Annotated in this window: 15 protein-coding genes; 6 read left to right on the top strand and 9 right to left on the bottom strand. The window is 56.3% G+C overall.

Annotated elements, in window-relative coordinates; all coding sequences use genetic code 11:
• Together ACWIUF_RS15185 and glyS are read right to left on the bottom strand one after the other, a co-directional pair.
• A partial coding sequence (locus tag ACWIUF_RS15185) for a Mur ligase family protein (RefSeq protein WP_448573338.1) occupies window positions 1-500 on the bottom strand: 500 nt, incomplete at its 3' end.
• Between the two features lie 160 nt (window positions 501-660).
• The gene (gene glyS / locus ACWIUF_RS15180; RefSeq protein ID WP_448573337.1) at window positions 661-2,835 is read right to left on the bottom strand and encodes a glycine--tRNA ligase subunit beta; all 2,175 of its coding nucleotides are present in this window, start codon (window positions 2,833-2,835) and stop codon (window positions 661-663) included.
• A gap of 815 nt (window positions 2,836-3,650) precedes the next feature.
• Between glyS and ACWIUF_RS15175 the strand changes: the two genes are divergently transcribed.
• Complete coding sequence (locus ACWIUF_RS15175; protein WP_448573336.1) at window positions 3,651-5,864, top strand: Rne/Rng family ribonuclease; 2,214 nt, start codon at window positions 3,651-3,653, stop codon at window positions 5,862-5,864.
• On the top strand, window positions 5,857-6,540 hold the full coding sequence (locus ACWIUF_RS15170) for a ribonuclease HII (protein WP_448573335.1): 684 nt from the start codon (window positions 5,857-5,859) through the stop codon (window positions 6,538-6,540). The genes ACWIUF_RS15175 and ACWIUF_RS15170 overlap by 8 nt, the downstream gene beginning before the upstream one ends.
• An 8-nt stretch (window positions 6,541-6,548) precedes the next feature.
• Here ACWIUF_RS15170 and ACWIUF_RS15165 read toward each other — a convergent pair whose 3' ends face one another.
• Window positions 6,549-7,163 carry a DUF1997 domain-containing protein gene (locus ACWIUF_RS15165; protein WP_448573334.1) on the bottom strand — a complete coding sequence of 205 codons (615 nt, stop codon included), beginning with the start codon at window positions 7,161-7,163 and terminating at the stop codon, window positions 6,549-6,551.
• A 278-nt stretch (window positions 7,164-7,441) separates the two neighbouring features.
• Here ACWIUF_RS15165 and pheA point away from each other — a divergent pair, with 278 nt between their 5' ends.
• The 3 genes from pheA to psaC all read left to right on the top strand — a co-directional run bounded on the left by pheA (window position 7,442) and on the right by psaC (window position 9,677).
• Window positions 7,442-8,323 carry a prephenate dehydratase gene (pheA, locus tag ACWIUF_RS15160; RefSeq protein ID WP_448573333.1) on the top strand — a complete coding sequence of 294 codons (882 nt, stop codon included), beginning with the start codon at window positions 7,442-7,444 and terminating at the stop codon, window positions 8,321-8,323.
• A 187-nt stretch (window positions 8,324-8,510) separates the two neighbouring features.
• Window positions 8,511-9,263, top strand: coding sequence for a phosphoribosylaminoimidazolesuccinocarboxamide synthase (purC, locus tag ACWIUF_RS15155; protein WP_448573332.1), 753 nt, complete (start codon window positions 8,511-8,513; stop codon window positions 9,261-9,263).
• Between the two features lie 168 nt (window positions 9,264-9,431).
• The gene (psaC, locus tag ACWIUF_RS15150) at window positions 9,432-9,677 is read left to right on the top strand and encodes a photosystem I iron-sulfur center protein PsaC (protein WP_011243298.1); all 246 of its coding nucleotides are present in this window, start codon (window positions 9,432-9,434) and stop codon (window positions 9,675-9,677) included.
• A gap of 72 nt (window positions 9,678-9,749) precedes the next feature.
• Here the strand turns inward: psaC and ACWIUF_RS15145 are convergent, their stop codons facing one another.
• From ACWIUF_RS15145 to ACWIUF_RS15125, 5 genes are all read right to left on the bottom strand, one after another.
• Entirely contained in the window at window positions 9,750-11,900 is a 2,151-nt protein-coding gene (locus ACWIUF_RS15145) for a cache domain-containing protein (RefSeq protein ID WP_448573331.1), read from the bottom strand.
• Window positions 11,901-11,944: 44 nt separating this feature from the next.
• Window positions 11,945-12,571: a YybH family protein gene (locus ACWIUF_RS15140; protein ID WP_448573330.1), complete on the bottom strand. Its 627-nt coding sequence runs from the start codon at window positions 12,569-12,571 to the stop codon at window positions 11,945-11,947.
• A gap of 143 nt (window positions 12,572-12,714) precedes the next feature.
• Window positions 12,715-13,020, bottom strand: a complete 306-nt coding sequence (locus ACWIUF_RS15135) for a DUF7734 family protein (RefSeq protein WP_448573329.1) — start codon at window positions 13,018-13,020, stop codon at window positions 12,715-12,717.
• A 7-nt stretch (window positions 13,021-13,027) separates the two neighbouring features.
• On the bottom strand, window positions 13,028-13,300 hold the full coding sequence (locus ACWIUF_RS15130) for a DUF4351 domain-containing protein (protein WP_448573328.1): 273 nt from the start codon (window positions 13,298-13,300) through the stop codon (window positions 13,028-13,030).
• A gap of 70 nt (window positions 13,301-13,370) precedes the next feature.
• Window positions 13,371-13,967: a DUF3177 family protein gene (locus ACWIUF_RS15125; RefSeq protein ID WP_448573326.1), complete on the bottom strand. Its 597-nt coding sequence runs from the start codon at window positions 13,965-13,967 to the stop codon at window positions 13,371-13,373.
• Window positions 13,968-14,205: 238 nt separating this feature from the next.
• On the opposite strand from ACWIUF_RS15125, the gene crtR reads away from it, so the two are divergent.
• Window positions 14,206-15,135: a beta-carotene hydroxylase gene (gene crtR / locus ACWIUF_RS15120; protein WP_448573324.1), complete on the top strand. Its 930-nt coding sequence runs from the start codon at window positions 14,206-14,208 to the stop codon at window positions 15,133-15,135.
• A 109-nt stretch (window positions 15,136-15,244) separates the two neighbouring features.
• On the opposite strand, the gene ACWIUF_RS15115 is transcribed toward crtR, so the two are convergent.
• A complete protein-coding gene (locus ACWIUF_RS15115; RefSeq protein WP_448573323.1) occupies window positions 15,245-15,829 on the bottom strand; it encodes a thioredoxin family protein in 585 nt (194 codons plus the stop codon).
• Between the last annotated feature and the right edge of the window lie 186 nt (window positions 15,830-16,015).

Here is a 16,015-nt window from a genome sequence, read left to right as displayed (position 1 = left end):
GGGGATAGGGGGGGGGCAGCCACCGCCTTGGCTGTTGGGTGAAGGGCCAGTTCGCAGGCGGCGAGGCCAATATTGCCGCAGGCAGGCGCGTTCAGACCGGCGGCTTGGAAGATGGCGGCAATCAGGGCGGTGGTGGTGGTTTTGCCGTTGGTACCTGTGATGCCAACCCAGGGGCAGCTTTGGAGGTTCCGCCATGCCAGTTCCATCTCCCCGATCGTCTCTATCCCCAGTGTCCGTGCTGCCACCAAACCGGGCTGATCCCAGGGGACGCCGGGACTAACCACTATCAGTCTAGGCCGCTCTCCGGGGGGCAAGTTAGCCGGATCAAAGGTATCCCCTAGCTGGACGGTGATGCCTGCTTGCTTAAGTGCTTGTTGCTGCAATTGCAGACGATCGCTGGTTTGACGATCGCTCACGGTTACCTGCCAGCCCTGCTGGTGCAATAAACGGGCAGCAGCAATGCCTGATTTTCCTAGACCAATGACGATGGCGGTGGGCATATTTTAGATTTTAGATTTTAGATTTTGGATTTTGGATTTTAGCTGTTGTCGTCACGAGTCTCAGGGCAGGCGAGACGGGACGAAGGCTAGGCAGGGCAGGCGAGACGCCTACCCCACTCCTCTCTCCTCTCTCCTCTCTCCTCTCTCCTAACCACTCACGTTACCCTTTAACAATCGCGCCAAAATCCGCCAACACCCGGGCATGGTTACGGACTAACCCCAATAGGTTCAGTCGATTCTGACGAATCTCAGGATCAGGGTCCATGACGAGGACGCTGTCGGGACCGTCGAAAAATTGTCCTACTGTGGGCGCGATCGCCCGTAGGGCCTGAACCAGTTGGTGGTAGTCCCGGTTGGCTTGGGCGGCTTGGGTTTGAGGGAGGAGTTGCACAAGGGCTTCATACAGGGCTGCTTCGGATGGCTTTTCAAAGCGATCGGATTGGATGACGGGGGTAGGGTCTAAAACGGCAGTGGCCAGGGTTCCCTGGGCGGCAAGGCGGGTGGAGCGGTTTACCGTTTCGTAAAGGGCGGCGAGATCACCGTTGTGGCGCATTTGTTGTAGGAACTCGGCCCGGACGCGTAGATCGAGGACATCGCTAAGGGCACGCTCCAGGTACTCCGGATCGCTTTCCCCGAGGATGGCGTTGACCAGATCATAGTCAATCTGTCGCTCCTCCTGAAGGAGGGTGCGTAAGCGTTGCCGGAAAAAGTCCTGGAGCTGCTGGGTTAAGGTCGCGGCATCGGTGACCTGAACGGCTGTCTGGGCTGTGAAGTCGGCGATCGCCTGCTGGAGGACTTGCTGCAAATTTATGGGTAGTTGGGCGGCCCAAAGGATGTTGACGATCGCATTGGCAGCTCGCCGCAGGGCAAAGGGGTCGGAGGAACCGCTGGGTAGGAGACCAAGGCCAAAAATACTGATCAGGGTATCCAGGCGATCGGCCAGGCCCACGATTTGGCCCGCTAGGGTTTGGGGGAGGTGATCGCTGGCCCCACGGGGTAGGTAATGCTCGCGAATGGCGATCGCGACGGCCTCTGGTTCGCCACTCACCCGCGCATAGGTTTCCCCCATGACCCCCTGAAGTTCAGGGAATTCGTAGACCATCTGGGTGACCAAATCTGCCTTGCACAGGTGGGCTGCCCGCCGCACGATCGCCGCCGCACTGTCCGGTAAGGCCAACTGGGCCAGCAACCGCTCCGCCACTTGCTCCAGCCGCTCCACCTTGGCCTGCATCGACCCTAACTGCTCCTGGAACGTGACAGTGGCCAGTTGGGGCAGGTAGCTTGCCAAAGGCTGGGCGCAGTCGGTCTTATAGAAAAATTGACCATCGGCGAGCCGTGCCCGGATCACCCGCTCATTCCCGGCTGCGATCGTGGCTGCCCAGTCCGGGTTCCCATTGGCAATGGTGATGAAATACGGCAACAGAGCGGTTTCGTCGGCGGTACCGGTTTCTGCAGGGGCATAGACCGGGAAATACCGTTGGTGGGTGACCATCACTGTGGTGATGACGGCTGGGGGCAGTTCCAAGAAGATCTGATCAAACTTGCCCAGCACTGCCGTCGGCCATTCCACTAGGTTCACCACCTCGGTCAAAAGAGCGGGGGGTAGGGTGGCAACGCCCCCCCCGCTCTCCGCAATTGTCTTCACCTGGTCGGCAATCTGCTGACGGCGATCGGCCAAATCCACATTCACTGAAGCTGCCCGCAACGCGGCCACATAATCCTGGGCGTGATGAATCGCAAGGGCCTGGGGATGTAGCACCCGATGGCCGTAGGAATAACGATCGCTGCGGATGGTCTCCGATCCGTTCACGAGGGTGACCGGCAACACCGTTGTATCCCAAAGTGTCACCAACCAGCGGATCGGACGGGGGAAGCGGATATCGCCATCCCCCCAGCGCATAAACCGCTTGCCCTCTAGCCGCAAAATCCAATCCGGAATCAATTGGGCCAAAATGTCGGGGGTGGCCTGTCCGGCGATGGTGCGATGGACAAAGACAAAATCGCCCTTATCCGTCGGGCGAACTTCCAAATCCGCCACCGCCACCTGTTGCTTGCGGGCAAACCCGATCGCGGCGGGGGTGGGTTGCCCCTGGGCATCAAAGGCTGCTTGGGCTGGGGGACCTTTAATCACTTCCGTTTGATGCGGCTGCCGATCCGACAGACCCGTGATCACCACGGCTAACCGCCGGGGGGTGGCATAGAGGGCGATCGCCTCAGCCTGTAACCGGTGGTCCTTAAGGCTAGCGGGAATGCGCGCCTGCCATTGGGCTAACGCCCCATCCACAAAACTGGCGGGTAACTCCTCCGTTCCCACTTCCAATAGCAATGTCCCCATAGTCCTTATCTTCGTCCCAGCTTGCAAGCAATCATCACCATCACGGGCCAGTTAACCCCCACCCAGTTTACCGTGTACGCTGCAAATATAAATTTTCACGCCCAACTGTGCGCGGCATCGAAGTAGATGTGCTAGAGTTGGGGCTATCGTATCCAAAAGCACTTAGATTGCCGCCCTCTGAGCTAAACTCATAGCGATGGCGTAGCCGGAGAGCAAATCTTAGGCCGTGAGTCAGAGACCGACTCGACCCTGATGGCTTTTCTCAAGGGCCAATCTTTTGGAAGCAGCGATCGCCAACGGTGCTTGCCCTCACTCTCCGCAGAGACCCTTTCTGCCCCACACTGAGTTGAGCGTGTTCAAGCCTTTAGGTTAGCGATCGTGAGCTTCGGTAAAGAGTTTCCCAAGGAGATTACTCCGGGACATGGCTGAGGGTATCGATAAGTAGATTTCCGATCATTGCCTCGCTTTTTAACGACCGTGTCTGAGCGACCGTCCCTCGCCTAAGCGTGACTAGACTGAGCGTGATCAGACTAAGTGTGACCAGACTAAGCGTAGAAGGTTAATCGAGGTTTCGGGTGAGGCCGAACGGGATTAGCCTGAGCGGCGGATTAGCCCACTGTTGGTGAGCCATCCGGGGTTTCCTGTCGGAACCGTAAGGGTGCAGGGAAGTGCGAAGGGGGTGATGCCATTGCCGATCCTTGTGGCTCTTCCTGGGTTGTCCGCAGTTGCTCTATCACTGCCTATCCCTGAGACTAGCCATTGCGAGAGTCACGCGATCGTCGTGCTAAGCGCTCTCAGATTGCTGAGGAAACTGAATGCCAAAACAGATCATTATTGCTGAACAATATCGAATTGCTGCCGTCTTTTCGGAAGATCAAATCGAAGAACTGGTTGTTGCCAAGGGAACGCATCAAATCGGTGACATTTATCTGGGCCTTGTGGAAAATGTGCTACCTGGCATTGATGCGGCCTTTGTCAATATCGGCGATGCCGAGCGAAATGGCTTTATCCATGTCACCGACTTGGGACCACTGCGGCTGAAACGCACCGCTGGTGCAATCACCGAATTGCTGGCTCCCCAACAAAAGGTCCTGGTCCAGGTGATGAAGGAACCGACGGGCAGCAAAGGCCCCCGGCTAACGGGGAAGATTACCCTACCGGGTCGTTACTTAGTGCTGATGCCCTTTGGGCGTGGGGTCAACCTATCCCGACGCATTCGCAATGAAAACGAACGTAACCGTCTGCGTGCCCTGGCTATCCTCCTCAAACCTTCGGGTATGGGATTGCTGGTGCGCACGGAAGCGGAGGGCGTACCGGAAGAGGCGGTGATTGAGGACCTGGAAAGCCTGCAACGCCAATGGGAAGCCATCCAGCAGGAGGCCAGTACGGCCCGTGCCCCTGCCCTCCTCAACCGGGATGACGATTTTGTGCAACGGGTGTTGCGCGATGCGTACACCGCAGAAGTCAACCGCATTGTTGTAGATACGGCGGCTGGGATGCGGCGGGTCAAGCAACAGATTAGTGTTTGGAGTAGTGGCAAGGCAGCCCAGGGGGTCCTGGTTGATCACCACCGGGAACGGATTCCGATTTTAGATTTTTTCCGGGTGAATGCGGCGATCCGCGAGGCCCTGCGCCCACGGGTTGATTTGCCCTCCGGCGGATACATCATTATTGAGCCGACCGAGGCTTTGACAGTGATTGATGTCAACTCTGGGTCCTTCACGCGATCGGCCACGGCACGTGAAACCGTCCTGTGGACCAATTGCGAAGCAGCCACGGAAATTGCCCGCCAGTTGCGCCTGCGTAACATTGCGGGGGTGATTATCGTGGACTTCATTGACATGGACTCCCGCCGCGACCAGCTACAGGTCTTGGAGCAGTTTAATCGGGCACTGAAAGCCGATAAGGCCCGTCCCCAAATTGCCCAGTTGAGCGAGTTGGGCCTAGTGGAATTGACGCGCAAACGTCAAGGCCAAAACGTCTACGAACTGTTTGGCCGCGCCTGTCCAACTTGTGGTGGCCTTGGCCACTTAGCCCACCTGCCCACTGATGAGACGACGGATACGGGTGAACCCAAACTCGTGGCCCTTCGGGATGCGGCTCCGCCCCTCAGCCGTACCTTAGAACCCCGTGTTCGCCCCACCCCACCATCGGTGGAGGAAGCGACTTGGGAAGGGAGCAGCCGTGATGTGGGTCTGCGTCCGGGTTTGGAGGCCGACGCGGATCTGCAAGCTCTGGACCTGCTCCACCATCCCAGCTACCAGGAGCGGGGCGGCAATGGTAGCAACCGTCGCCGCCGTCGCCGTCGGGATGAGCCAGCGACCAGTAGTCGCCCCGCCAGCCGCACGGAGGTGGCCCCCGAAATGCCCACAGTGACTACGACGGGAATGCCTGTGGAACGGGCGACCCGCACCATCCTGCCGGATAAGCCAGAACGGAGCAGTCGGCGACGGGAGTTGCCCAAACCGGAGCCAGCTGCGGTGGTAACCGTGGAAATGACCCCGGAGGAGCAGGAGGTTTATGCCTTTATGGGGATTTCTCCCTTAGCGTTGCAGGCGCATGAAACGCCTTCGGCGCGATCGACCCTGGTGTCAGTCGTTCTACCGGGTGAGAAGCCGATCGTCAGCGAGGAGAGCCGTGCTGAAACCCCGCCCCCGGTTCCCAATCTGGCAACACCCCAGGAAGATCCCCTGGTTGAAACTGTCCCGCCACCAGCGGTGTCCGAGGCCGATACCTCGGCAACCCGGGTCCGACGGCGGCGATCGTTGACTTCCGTGTCTAGTCCCACGGAGCGAGCAGACATTCCCCCTGCGGTAACCGCCATCTTACCGAGGGACGAGGCGGCGACTGCCTTGGCGACCCCCAGTGCCATGTCGGCAGTGGCCACCGTGGGCAGCTTGGCCGCCGGGGAGGCAACACCCCCGGTGGCCAGTCCCGATGTTCTTGGAAATGCCGAGGCGAGTGAAGCCAGCGAAACCGAGGCGGGCCGTCGCCGTCGCCGTCGCCGATCGTCGGCACAGGATGACTAAACCCCAGCCGGCCAGTGAGCCGCTATGGCTGTTTGATCCTTCCCCTTGGGCTGGTCTCGATGGGGAGGAGTTCGACCCGACAGGGTTGGCTCAAAGGACCGATCGTCCCTGGGTTGCCGGGGTGGATGAGGTGGGGCGGGGTGCGCTTTTTGGGCCAGTGGTGGCGGCAGCGGTACTCCTGGCCCCGGCAGCCTTAGCGCCGTTGCGATCGGCGGGGGTGACAGACAGTAAGCAACTGTCGGCGCGCCGCCGCCAGCAATTGGTGGCCATGATCCGAGCTACAGCCCTGGATTGCCAGATTGGGGTGGCTTCGGTGGCGGAGATCGATCGCCTGAATATTTTGCAAGCCGCCCTTTTGGCCATGTTGCGGGCCGTGCAGAAACTCTCCCCCGTTCCCCACCTGTGTGTTGTCGATGGCAATCAGCCCATTCCAGGGCTTGCCCTGCCTCAGCAAACGGTGGTCAAGGGTGATCAGCGAGTTATGGCGATCGCCTGCGCCAGCATTATTGCCAAGGTCTGGCGCGATGACTTGATTGTCCGATTAGCCCAGACCTATCCCCACTATGATCTGATGGCTAACAAGGGCTATGGCTCCCAACGCCATCGGACAGCTTTGCGCACTTGGGGCGCAACCCCCCTACATCGGCGATCGTTTCGCCCCTGCCAGATTGTCTGACAGCCCCCTTAGCCAGCTTGCACGGGCAGAGACGTTGGACCCAACTTAACCTTGCCCAGGGGTAGGTCATAACTCCCTCGCTGGGAAAGGGCCGTCTCGGCAGTAACCCAGTGTTGATAATCACTCAACAGTTGGTGCATCAGGCGTTGCTTAATGGTGAGTAAGACGCTTTTGAGCAAACTATTCCCCGTTGCCTCCAAGAGCGGTAAGGGCGTTAACCGGAGAGGGGGGGGCACGTCAACCGCTACCCGGAGTTTGGCCTCACCCTTGAGGTAAGTACGGTGGCCGTTGCGGCTGGGCTGGAGAATCCCCGTTAGGCTTAAGGAAAAGCGCTGGTTAATATACTCAATACCGTGGATTTGGCTCCCGATCGACTGGAGGCGGGTCACGCCCTTGGCATCGGACCAGACGTGGAGATCGACCGTGGGTTGGAGGTTAAACGCCAGAAACCGGAGGGGGCGCATTTTTAGCCGAAATTGCCCCTCCCCCAAGCTTTGCACACGGGTCGGATCAGTGAGGGCATGGACAAGGCGCTGGGGTTGGCGAAGATAGTGCTCGATCGGAATCGGTTGCTCTGGTACAGTGAGTTGAACAGTCTGAGCAGCCGCAAACTGCATTTGCATAGGTTAAGGATGGAAGTGCGTCTTGTTAAGGAATTTTACAGCTTTCTCAGCAAAACTGGCCGTATTCTTCTGGGTTTCCCGATCTGGTTTTTTCCCCGTTGGGTGCAGTGGATCATCGCTGCCACGGGCAAAGCTGGGCCAAACCCTAGCAGTGACTAGGAACTTCTTGATTGACAAGTGATAAATCACTTGACCCCGTTCACCCCACCTTGCCGTAGATCTACGCAACCCTTGTCCTGATTGTGGCGGCTGATAGCTGCTCCTAACCGTTAAGAAACATGACAACACCGATCGCCTATTTGGGGCCTGTGGGCACCCATGCGGAGTGGGCTACACTCCACTATGCCCAATGGTTACAGCAATCAACGGGCGGGGAGGTGCAACTCCAGCCTTACCCCAGCATCGCCCAAACCCTGCGAGCAGCCGCTCAGGGGGAAGTCGTTTGGGCCGTCGCGCCGGTGGAAAATTCCGTGGAGGGCAGTGTTGCCGTGACGCTCGATATGCTCTGGCAGCTTGACCAATTGCAAATCCAGCAGGCTCTCGTGTTGCCGATCGCCCATGCCTTGATATCAACGGCACCGGATCTGGCGGCTATTACCGTTGTCTATTCCCATCCCCAAGCCCTAGCCCAGTGTCAAATTTGGCTGGAAACCCACCTGCCCCAGGCGAAGCTGGTGCCGACCAATTCCACGGCTGAAGCCCTGCAACGCCTGGAGACCCATACCGCTGCGATCGCCTCGCAACGGGCCGCGCAGCTCTACCAACGCCCAATCCTGGCCTTTCCCATTAATGACTATCCCGACAACTGCACACGCTTCTGGGTGGTCGGTCTTCAGCCATCGCCGGGGGGGAGCCACTCTTCGCTAGCCTTTAGTATGCGCCAGAATATTCCCGGTGCCCTAGTGCAACCGTTACAGGTCTTTGCCCAGCAGGGAATTAATCTCAGCCGGATTGAGTCCCGTCCCACTAAACGTTCCCTGGGGGATTACCTCTTTTTCCTAGATCTAGAGGCCAATCTCCTGCTACCGGAAGCCGCCCCCCTACTGGACCAATTAGCGAGGAATACGGAAACCCTCAAGCTCCTGGGAAGTTATGACATCCAGGTGATCACGGCAGCGGCTTCGGAAGCCCTCGCCATTGACTTGGCCGCCATGACATGATCCAGAGAGGCAAGCCAAGTGCGATCGACACCGCTGGGTTAATCTACTGCCGATTGTGCGATCACCGGGCATGGAAAAATGTTATCTGGAGCCTTCGCCGTTGTGCTGACTATGATGCTGACCATTGCGATCGGGGGCGCTTATGGCACGGATTGACCGACAGCTTGCAACCCCATACCCTTAAATCATGAGCCAACTGGAAATGAGCCAACTGGAAAAACGTTACGAAGGCAAAGCCAAAATCCTCTATGCCACGGCTGATCCGGCGGTCCTCCTGACAGTTTATAAGGATGATGCCACGGCCTTTAATGCCCAGAAGCGGGGGAGTATCCAGGGTAAGGGCGTGATTAACTGTGCGATCGCGGCCCACCTCTTCCAACTACTAGAGCAGCAGGGAATTGCGACCCACTTCCTCGACACGCCCAAGGACGGGGAAATGCGGGTACGGGCTGTGCAGATCGTTCCCCTAGAGGTCGTCGTGCGCAATCTTGCCGCGGGGAGTCTCTGTCGGGAAACGGGCTTGCCCGTGGGGATGATTTTGCCCCACCCCCTGGTTGAGTTTTACTACAAGCGGGATGATCTCGGTGATCCGCTCTTAACTCCCGATCGCTTGGCCATCCTGCAGCTAGCCACGCCGGAGCAGATCGAGCAGATGCGGACCCTAGCCCTGCGCATTAACGGCATCCTGCAAGACTTTTTTGGCCAGTGTGACATTACCCTGGTGGACTTCAAGCTGGAATTTGGCCTGGATGCGGCGGGTCAGTTGCTCCTCGCCGATGAAATCAGCCCCGATACCTGTCGGCTATGGAATCAGGCCGAGTCAGACCCCCAGCGGCGGGTGATGGACAAGGATCGGTTTCGCCATGACCTTGGCGACGTGGAAGCGGCCTACCAGCAGGTCCTAGCGCGGGTCCTAGCCCAAGGGAGAGCGGGGGCCTAGGCTTGTGTTAAGTTCCTTGAAGTTTTGGTAACGTCTCCGCATGGGGATTAAGCCGCTGCGGTAGACTAAATCTTAATTTTGAAGCTGCAATCATAACGCTTAACGGCTGAGTCCTCTGCTGATCAACGTTGTAACGTCACTGAAAACGAATCGGGAGTTATTAATTCGATGTCTCATTCAGTTAAAATTTACGATACCTGCATTGGCTGTACCCAATGCGTTCGGGCTTGCCCGCTCGATGTCCTCGAAATGGTCCCCTGGGATGGCTGCAAAGCGGGTCAAATTGCGGCTTCACCCCGCACCGAGGACTGTGTTGGTTGCAAGCGCTGCGAGACGGCTTGTCCCACGGACTTTTTAAGCATTCGGGTGTATCTGGGTGCCGAAACCACCCGCAGCATGGGTTTGGCTTACTAAGCCCCATCGTTCTTCCAGTTACTCTCAATTTGCTTGTGAATCGGGAGGTCATTGGCCTCCTTTTTCTGTGCTTTATTTCTGAGTGAAGGACCAGGTGCCATTCCAATTTTTGGGAATACCGTGCGTGGTCAGGTATTGAATGCGTTCCAAATATAATTGGGCGGTCTGATCATGGGTGTTGACAGCCAGAACCTTTTGAAAACATTGGGTCGCTTCTGAAAATTGACCTGATTGGTATAAGCTGATCCCCTGCTCAAAATTAACTAGGGTCTCTAATTTTAATACCTGTATCCTATCCGTTTCGGCGTTAACAATTTCATAAACTGCGATCGGTTCTGTGCGCCCCTTGACGATCGCACGATCGAGGAAACGTACTTGATAGGGATGGGCATCGGGCAATTTTTTTAACACATCTTCCGATACCAAGAGGGGGACTCCGTAATATTTTGTTAAGCCTTCTAAGCGGGCTGTCAGATTAACATTATCTGACAAGGCATCGCCCTGAATTCGATTTTCTTCACCGACAATACCCACCATCATGTGGCCAATATGAATTCCCAGACCAATGTGAATGGGCGATTTCCCGAACAGTTGTCGTTGTTGATTATAAGGGACGAGAGCTTGGATCTGGGCTAGGGCAGCATTGAGCGCATCTGCCACGCGATCGGGGAAAACGGCCATCACCCCATCCCCCAGAAACTTTATAATCACTCCATTGTGGGCACGAATTTGCGGTGACACCCGTTGCAGATAGTCATTAATAAAATCAAAGGTTTCCTGGGGAGTCATCTTCTCCGATAGGCTGGTAAAAGAACGAATATCTGAGAATAAAATCGCCATATCTTTACTGACGTGATCCCCCAGTTGGACCTCAGTCACATCTTGCTTAGAAAGGAATTTCAAATATTCGGTCGGGAAAAAGCGTGAGAATGAGTTTTTCTGAGCCTCTAAATTGGCAAAAGATGTTTGCAATTGCATCGCCATGCGATTAACTGATTTTGCCAGTTCCCCCACTTCGTCGGTGCGATCGTCGCAGTTGACCCGTTTATCCCAACAGCCTTGGGCGATTTCCTTCACCGCCGCATTCAAAGTGAGAATCGGTGAGGTTACCCAACGGGTCAGAATAACCCCCACCAGGAGCGATAACCCCAGGGCGATCAAACACAGTAGGATCGTCATTCGGGTATTACTCGCGATTGTTGCCATAAAATCCGACTCTGGCACAACAACGACAATGAGCCAGTCTAGGCCAAAGTCATCCCGAAACGGCAGTACTTCTAAAAATTGATGTTGCCGATCGAGCCAAAAATCAAGTTGTTGGGGTGCTTGGATAGCCTCAAAACTGCCAAATTGCTCTAATAAATAGCGAGCTGTACTTTGGATCAAGGGATGTTGACTATCAATCGCCTTGAGAAACTTAACATCGTCCCCAGCCCCAATCGCCAACGATTCATCTGTGGAACTGGAGATCAAATGGCCTTGACGATCGAGGACAAACGCTTGGCCCGATTTCCCAATGCGTAGGCCCTTGAGAAAGTTGCGAAATTCCTCCGGCAATACCACATCCGTGGCGCACACGCCCAATAACCGTCGTCCCGTGCGATCGTAGACAGGTAAACTAGCGGTTACATTGGGCAACCCCGTAGTAAAGGCAATATAGACATTGGTCCATACCGGGCGTTCCTTCCCGATCGCGGCCTGAAACCAGGGTCGTGTGCGCGAGTCATAGCGCCGATCGGCCTGATACAGGCGATATAAGCGGCTCCCCCGCGCATCCAGGCTGTAATACTCCCGAAAAAATTGATTCGAGGCGTTGCTGTAGGACAGTTGTAATTCACCCGTATCCGGTGATCGCAACACCCCAAAGAATTCCCCCTGATTAGCACTGCCGCAATAGACAAAGGCGATCGTCGGGTGGATCTTCATCTGCTGAAACAGGAAGTTCTCACCCGCCCTCGCCTTGATCACATCCAGTTCGCCATACACCAGGGCGGTGGCATTCAGCCGGTTAATATCATGGGGCGCACTAAAATAGCCCTTCAGTTCCCGTTCAATTCGGGCCGATAGCTCACCACGAAGCTGGGATGCGAGGTTTTGGACTGCCCGTTGGCCATTGCGAAAGGACAGGTAACCCACTAACCCCACAACTCCCACCAGTTGCAGCAACACGGGTACCGTAAACACAACCCGCAGGGGCAAATGTTTAGTGATTCGACTGATCACAGGGTTGATCACAGCGTCAACTGCGGCCAATAGGGTGGTTGTGCCTACAACGGAGCCATATCGCTATTGAACATATCAACGGCAATGCGCCAGTTCCCATCAACCCTGGTCAACACCCGCGTATAGCGTCCGCGATCGCTGAATGGTCCTTGGGCACTGCGCATCTGCATCCGGTAGGTACCCACCTGAACGGCCATGTCTTCTGATTCACTGACCAGGATTTGCCCGATCGTATAGTCCAACTGAATATCATCGGCCTGGAACAATTGCTCGTAGACATTCTGGATCGCCTGGTTATTCGTGGCATCCCGGGTGACTGAGGGCAGCGACGGATCGGACTGATAAAGATTGGCATGGGTGATGTACAGCCAGGGAATCCGCAGTGATCTTGGCGGCATCCACAGGGCGTCGTTAGTGTAGAGTTCCCCAATGGCATTGGTATCCCGGCTTTGGATAACCGTTAACCACTGCTCATTGAACTCCCGGACCGACTGTTCCACAGCACTGCCCGAAGCCTGGGCAAGGTGGGGGGGAATGTGGGCTGGGGGGGCGAGCGCGGGACCCGTTTGGGCAACCGTTGGCAGTGTGGCTGCGGCGAATCCTCCCAGCGCAATCAAGCTACCCAGGAGGCAATTCCGATGCTTCTCCCTAAACACGCTGCTTATCCTCATCGTTTAGGTTATGGGACATGGGTTAAAGTCTGAGCAATCTGGCTGTTCTTAGCACTCTAGCAGCAATATCTCAATCTCGAAAGATCTGGTCTAAGTTTGTCCCCCTGGAGCCGCCCCCTTGTGGGCAATCTTCACTCGCAGGATCAAACCCCTACCTCCCTGAGCCGTGCTGTCATCGCCGCGATCGTTAGCCCTGTTTCCAGGTACTGGGGCTGCGCTGGATCATAGGGACTCAAGAGGCGATCGATCGCCAAAATACGAGCGGTTTCCGGCAACACTGGGATATCCGGATCAGGGTCCGTGGGCCGGGTCAGGGAACTGGAAAACCCGCGAAAGATGAGCACTTCCTCTGGTTCGCCCCCAACTTCTGCCCGGACCAGGAGAACTTCCTGGGGACGTTTCAGGGTGTACTGTTCTAAGCGACGATCGAACCGAACCTCAGCCATCATTGCCAACCTAATTAACCTGAGCCAACCAATGTTCTAACTCAGCCCGATCGGCAAAATCAAATACAACATCAACCAGTGCTTCCAACTGCTCAACCGCTAGAGCACTCACCGGCGCTGTTAGGTGGGGGGCAAGCTCACCAAACTGACGCGTTAACCAACGCAGCGTTAACGCGATCGCTTCTTCACGCCGTCCTTCCTGGCGTCCCTTGAGTTCCCCCGCTTGTCGTCCCTTAAGTTCGCCTTCCTGGAAAATTTCTGGATAGATTACCGATTCGCGCATAATTCCCTCCCGGAAAATCTGGCGGAGTCAAATTTTAAGCCTGCCAATAACTGCACAACTGAGGCGAGCCTTAACTGATGACCGCCGTCCGGCCCTGCTTACCCAACCGGAACATCACAAAGTGGCCCAGGTAGAGGACATAAATCACGAGGCCAACGATGCCCCAAAAGCCCAGGAAGGTATCGCCACTGTTGGAGAGAAAGACTTCCTTGAACCCCCAAGGGGCATCCAACCAGATGCGACAGGCCGGATTTGTCAGAATCGCATCCTTGGTCATCAGGGCGCAGGGGAGGGACGTGATTTGGAAGAGCGCGCCGACAATGCAGTAGGCTGTCATTCCCCAGCGCCAAGAGGTCAGGGTGAGTTTAAAGGAGTTGTTGGGCAGGTCGTCGATCTCTTCGTTTAAGTCCGCCCAGAACCAAAGACTAATCGGGATCAGGACTCGTGCCAAGAAGCTGGTGAGATAGCTGATGGGTAGGGCAGCAATCATTAACAACACGGTAATAGCCAGAAGACTCGCCACCCGCCAGTAGATGATCAGCAACCGTTGGACAGCCTCGGCGCGTCGAAAGGTCGCCCAAATCAGCAAGGCGAGGGGAAAACTCACGGTCACCAAAACAGCGAGGCGATAATCAGTCCAGACGAGGGCGGGTAACCAATCCTGCATAGTTTCTCTCAGAACGATAGCTGGCGATGGACCCGCGATTACTGGGTAACCCTGAAGGCGTATCGCGAATCCGGCCCGGGGATCACTATCCTTATCCCACTTTCGTATCCTATACTCTCTAAGGATAAATAACTTTCAAAAAGTTAACGTTTCGTTGTCTCATGGGTCCTCATTGGTGTTGAGGCTCATGGTATGCGTACCCGGTCCACCCAGTGTAATGAAGTAAGTCTAGTCGAACGTGCAACAGTTGACAGCCACTTGTGAGGATGTGATTACGGAGACGAAGCAACCCCTGACGGTTCCCAGGGAGTTTCTTGATCCGCCTGGTACCGTTAACCCGACGCTGCTGATGTTCCTGGCTGCCGTGGCGATCGCCATTGGTTCAACCGTGGGCTATTGGCGCTGGGGCTGGCCAGGTTGGTGTTGTTTTTTCCTCAATGTCCTCGCCTTGCATCTAGCCGGAACCGTGATCCACGATGCGTCCCATTTCGCCGCCCATCGCGATCGCGTCATCAATGCCTGCCTCGGGCATGGCAGTGCCCTGCTGCTGGGGTTTTCCTTCCCGGTGTTCACGCGGGTCCACATGCAGCACCACGCCCATGTGAATGACCCGGATAACGACCCCGATCACTTTGTCTCGACGGGAGGCCCCCTGTGGCTCATTGCCGCGCGGTTCTTCTACCACGAGATCTTTTTCTTCAAACGCCGCCTCTGGCGCAAGTATGAGTTGCTGGAATGGTTCCTGGGTCGGTTGGCGGTGGGCCTGATTGTCTATGCGGCGTACCGTTACGACTTCCTAGGCTTTGTGATGAATTTCTGGTTCTGTCCGGCGTTAGTGGTGGGGCTGATGTTGGGGTTATTTTTTGACTACCTGCCCCATCGGCCTTTCCAAGAACGCGATCGCTGGAAGAATGCCAGGGTTTACCCCAGTCCGGTGCTGAATTTGCTGATCCTGGGCCAAAATTACCACCTGATCCACCACCTATGGCCGTCAATCCCCTGGTATCGCTACCAATCGGCCTACTATGCGACGCAACCATTGTTGGATGCGAAGGGCTGTCACCAGTCCCTCGGATTATTTCAAGGGAAGGATTTTCTCAGCTTTGTCTATGATGTGTTTCTGGGGATTCGGTTTCATCATCGCGGGCGATCGCAAAGCCAGAATTGAAAGGTAAAAACCCCAAAGACGCAAAGGTCACCAAGGGCCACTAAGCCATTCTTGGTGTTGCCTTTGTGTTCTGAGTGCTTTGGTGGTTCCAATCAGTCGTTCAAAGGAACTATCCTTTGACCTGTGCCCCGTGGCTTTGGGGATTAGCCGTATTTTCCCGATCGGGCCGAACGGTGGCATCAAACTCTGAAGTCCGCCCCATCGCTTGGCTATAGGGCAGCGGTGTCCCCGCCATCAAAGCCTCCAGGTTGGCGGCGAGGATGGGACGGGGTTGCTCGCCGATGCTAGTGGCGATGGCTTCCCCCTGGCGATCGAGAAACACAAAATGGGGAATCCCATCCACCCGGTAGTGCAGCACTTCCGGCAACCATTTGCTGTTATCGACATTGAGCATCACGAAATTGACGCGATCGCCGTATTCAGCTTCCAACGCCTGGATATCACTGGCCATGGCCTGACAACTGGTACACCAATCGGCGTAGAACTCGATTAAGGTGGGCTGGTGATTGGTCAAGGCCACATTGAGGGGCGTCGAGGCTGCCGCCAAGCTGCTGAGGGAAGCGGTCTGGGTTTGGGTGCGCAGGCCCAGGAAAAGGGCGACACTGAGGACGATCGCGACACCCACAATGACAAAATTGCGCAGGCGAGTCATGAGGGCAGGGGGGCTAGGTTGGGGGGTAGGCGGAACAGTCATGGTTCAGGGGCCAAGAATATTGACAACTCCCCGGCCTAAAGGCGTGGGGATTCTTGGCTCACAGGGTGTCTTAGACATTGCCCTCACCAAGCTTCTTGACGATGTGCCCCACCGCTGCAATCCCGCGCTGCCTCACTACCTGAGCCGCTGCCACATCCCGGTTTGCGGTGTAGCCACACGCTGGGC

The sequence above is a fragment of the Trichothermofontia sp. genome, assembly GCF_053493415.1.
Note: the sequence above shows the minus strand (reverse complement) of the source record. Positions and strands in the feature narration are given on the sequence as shown.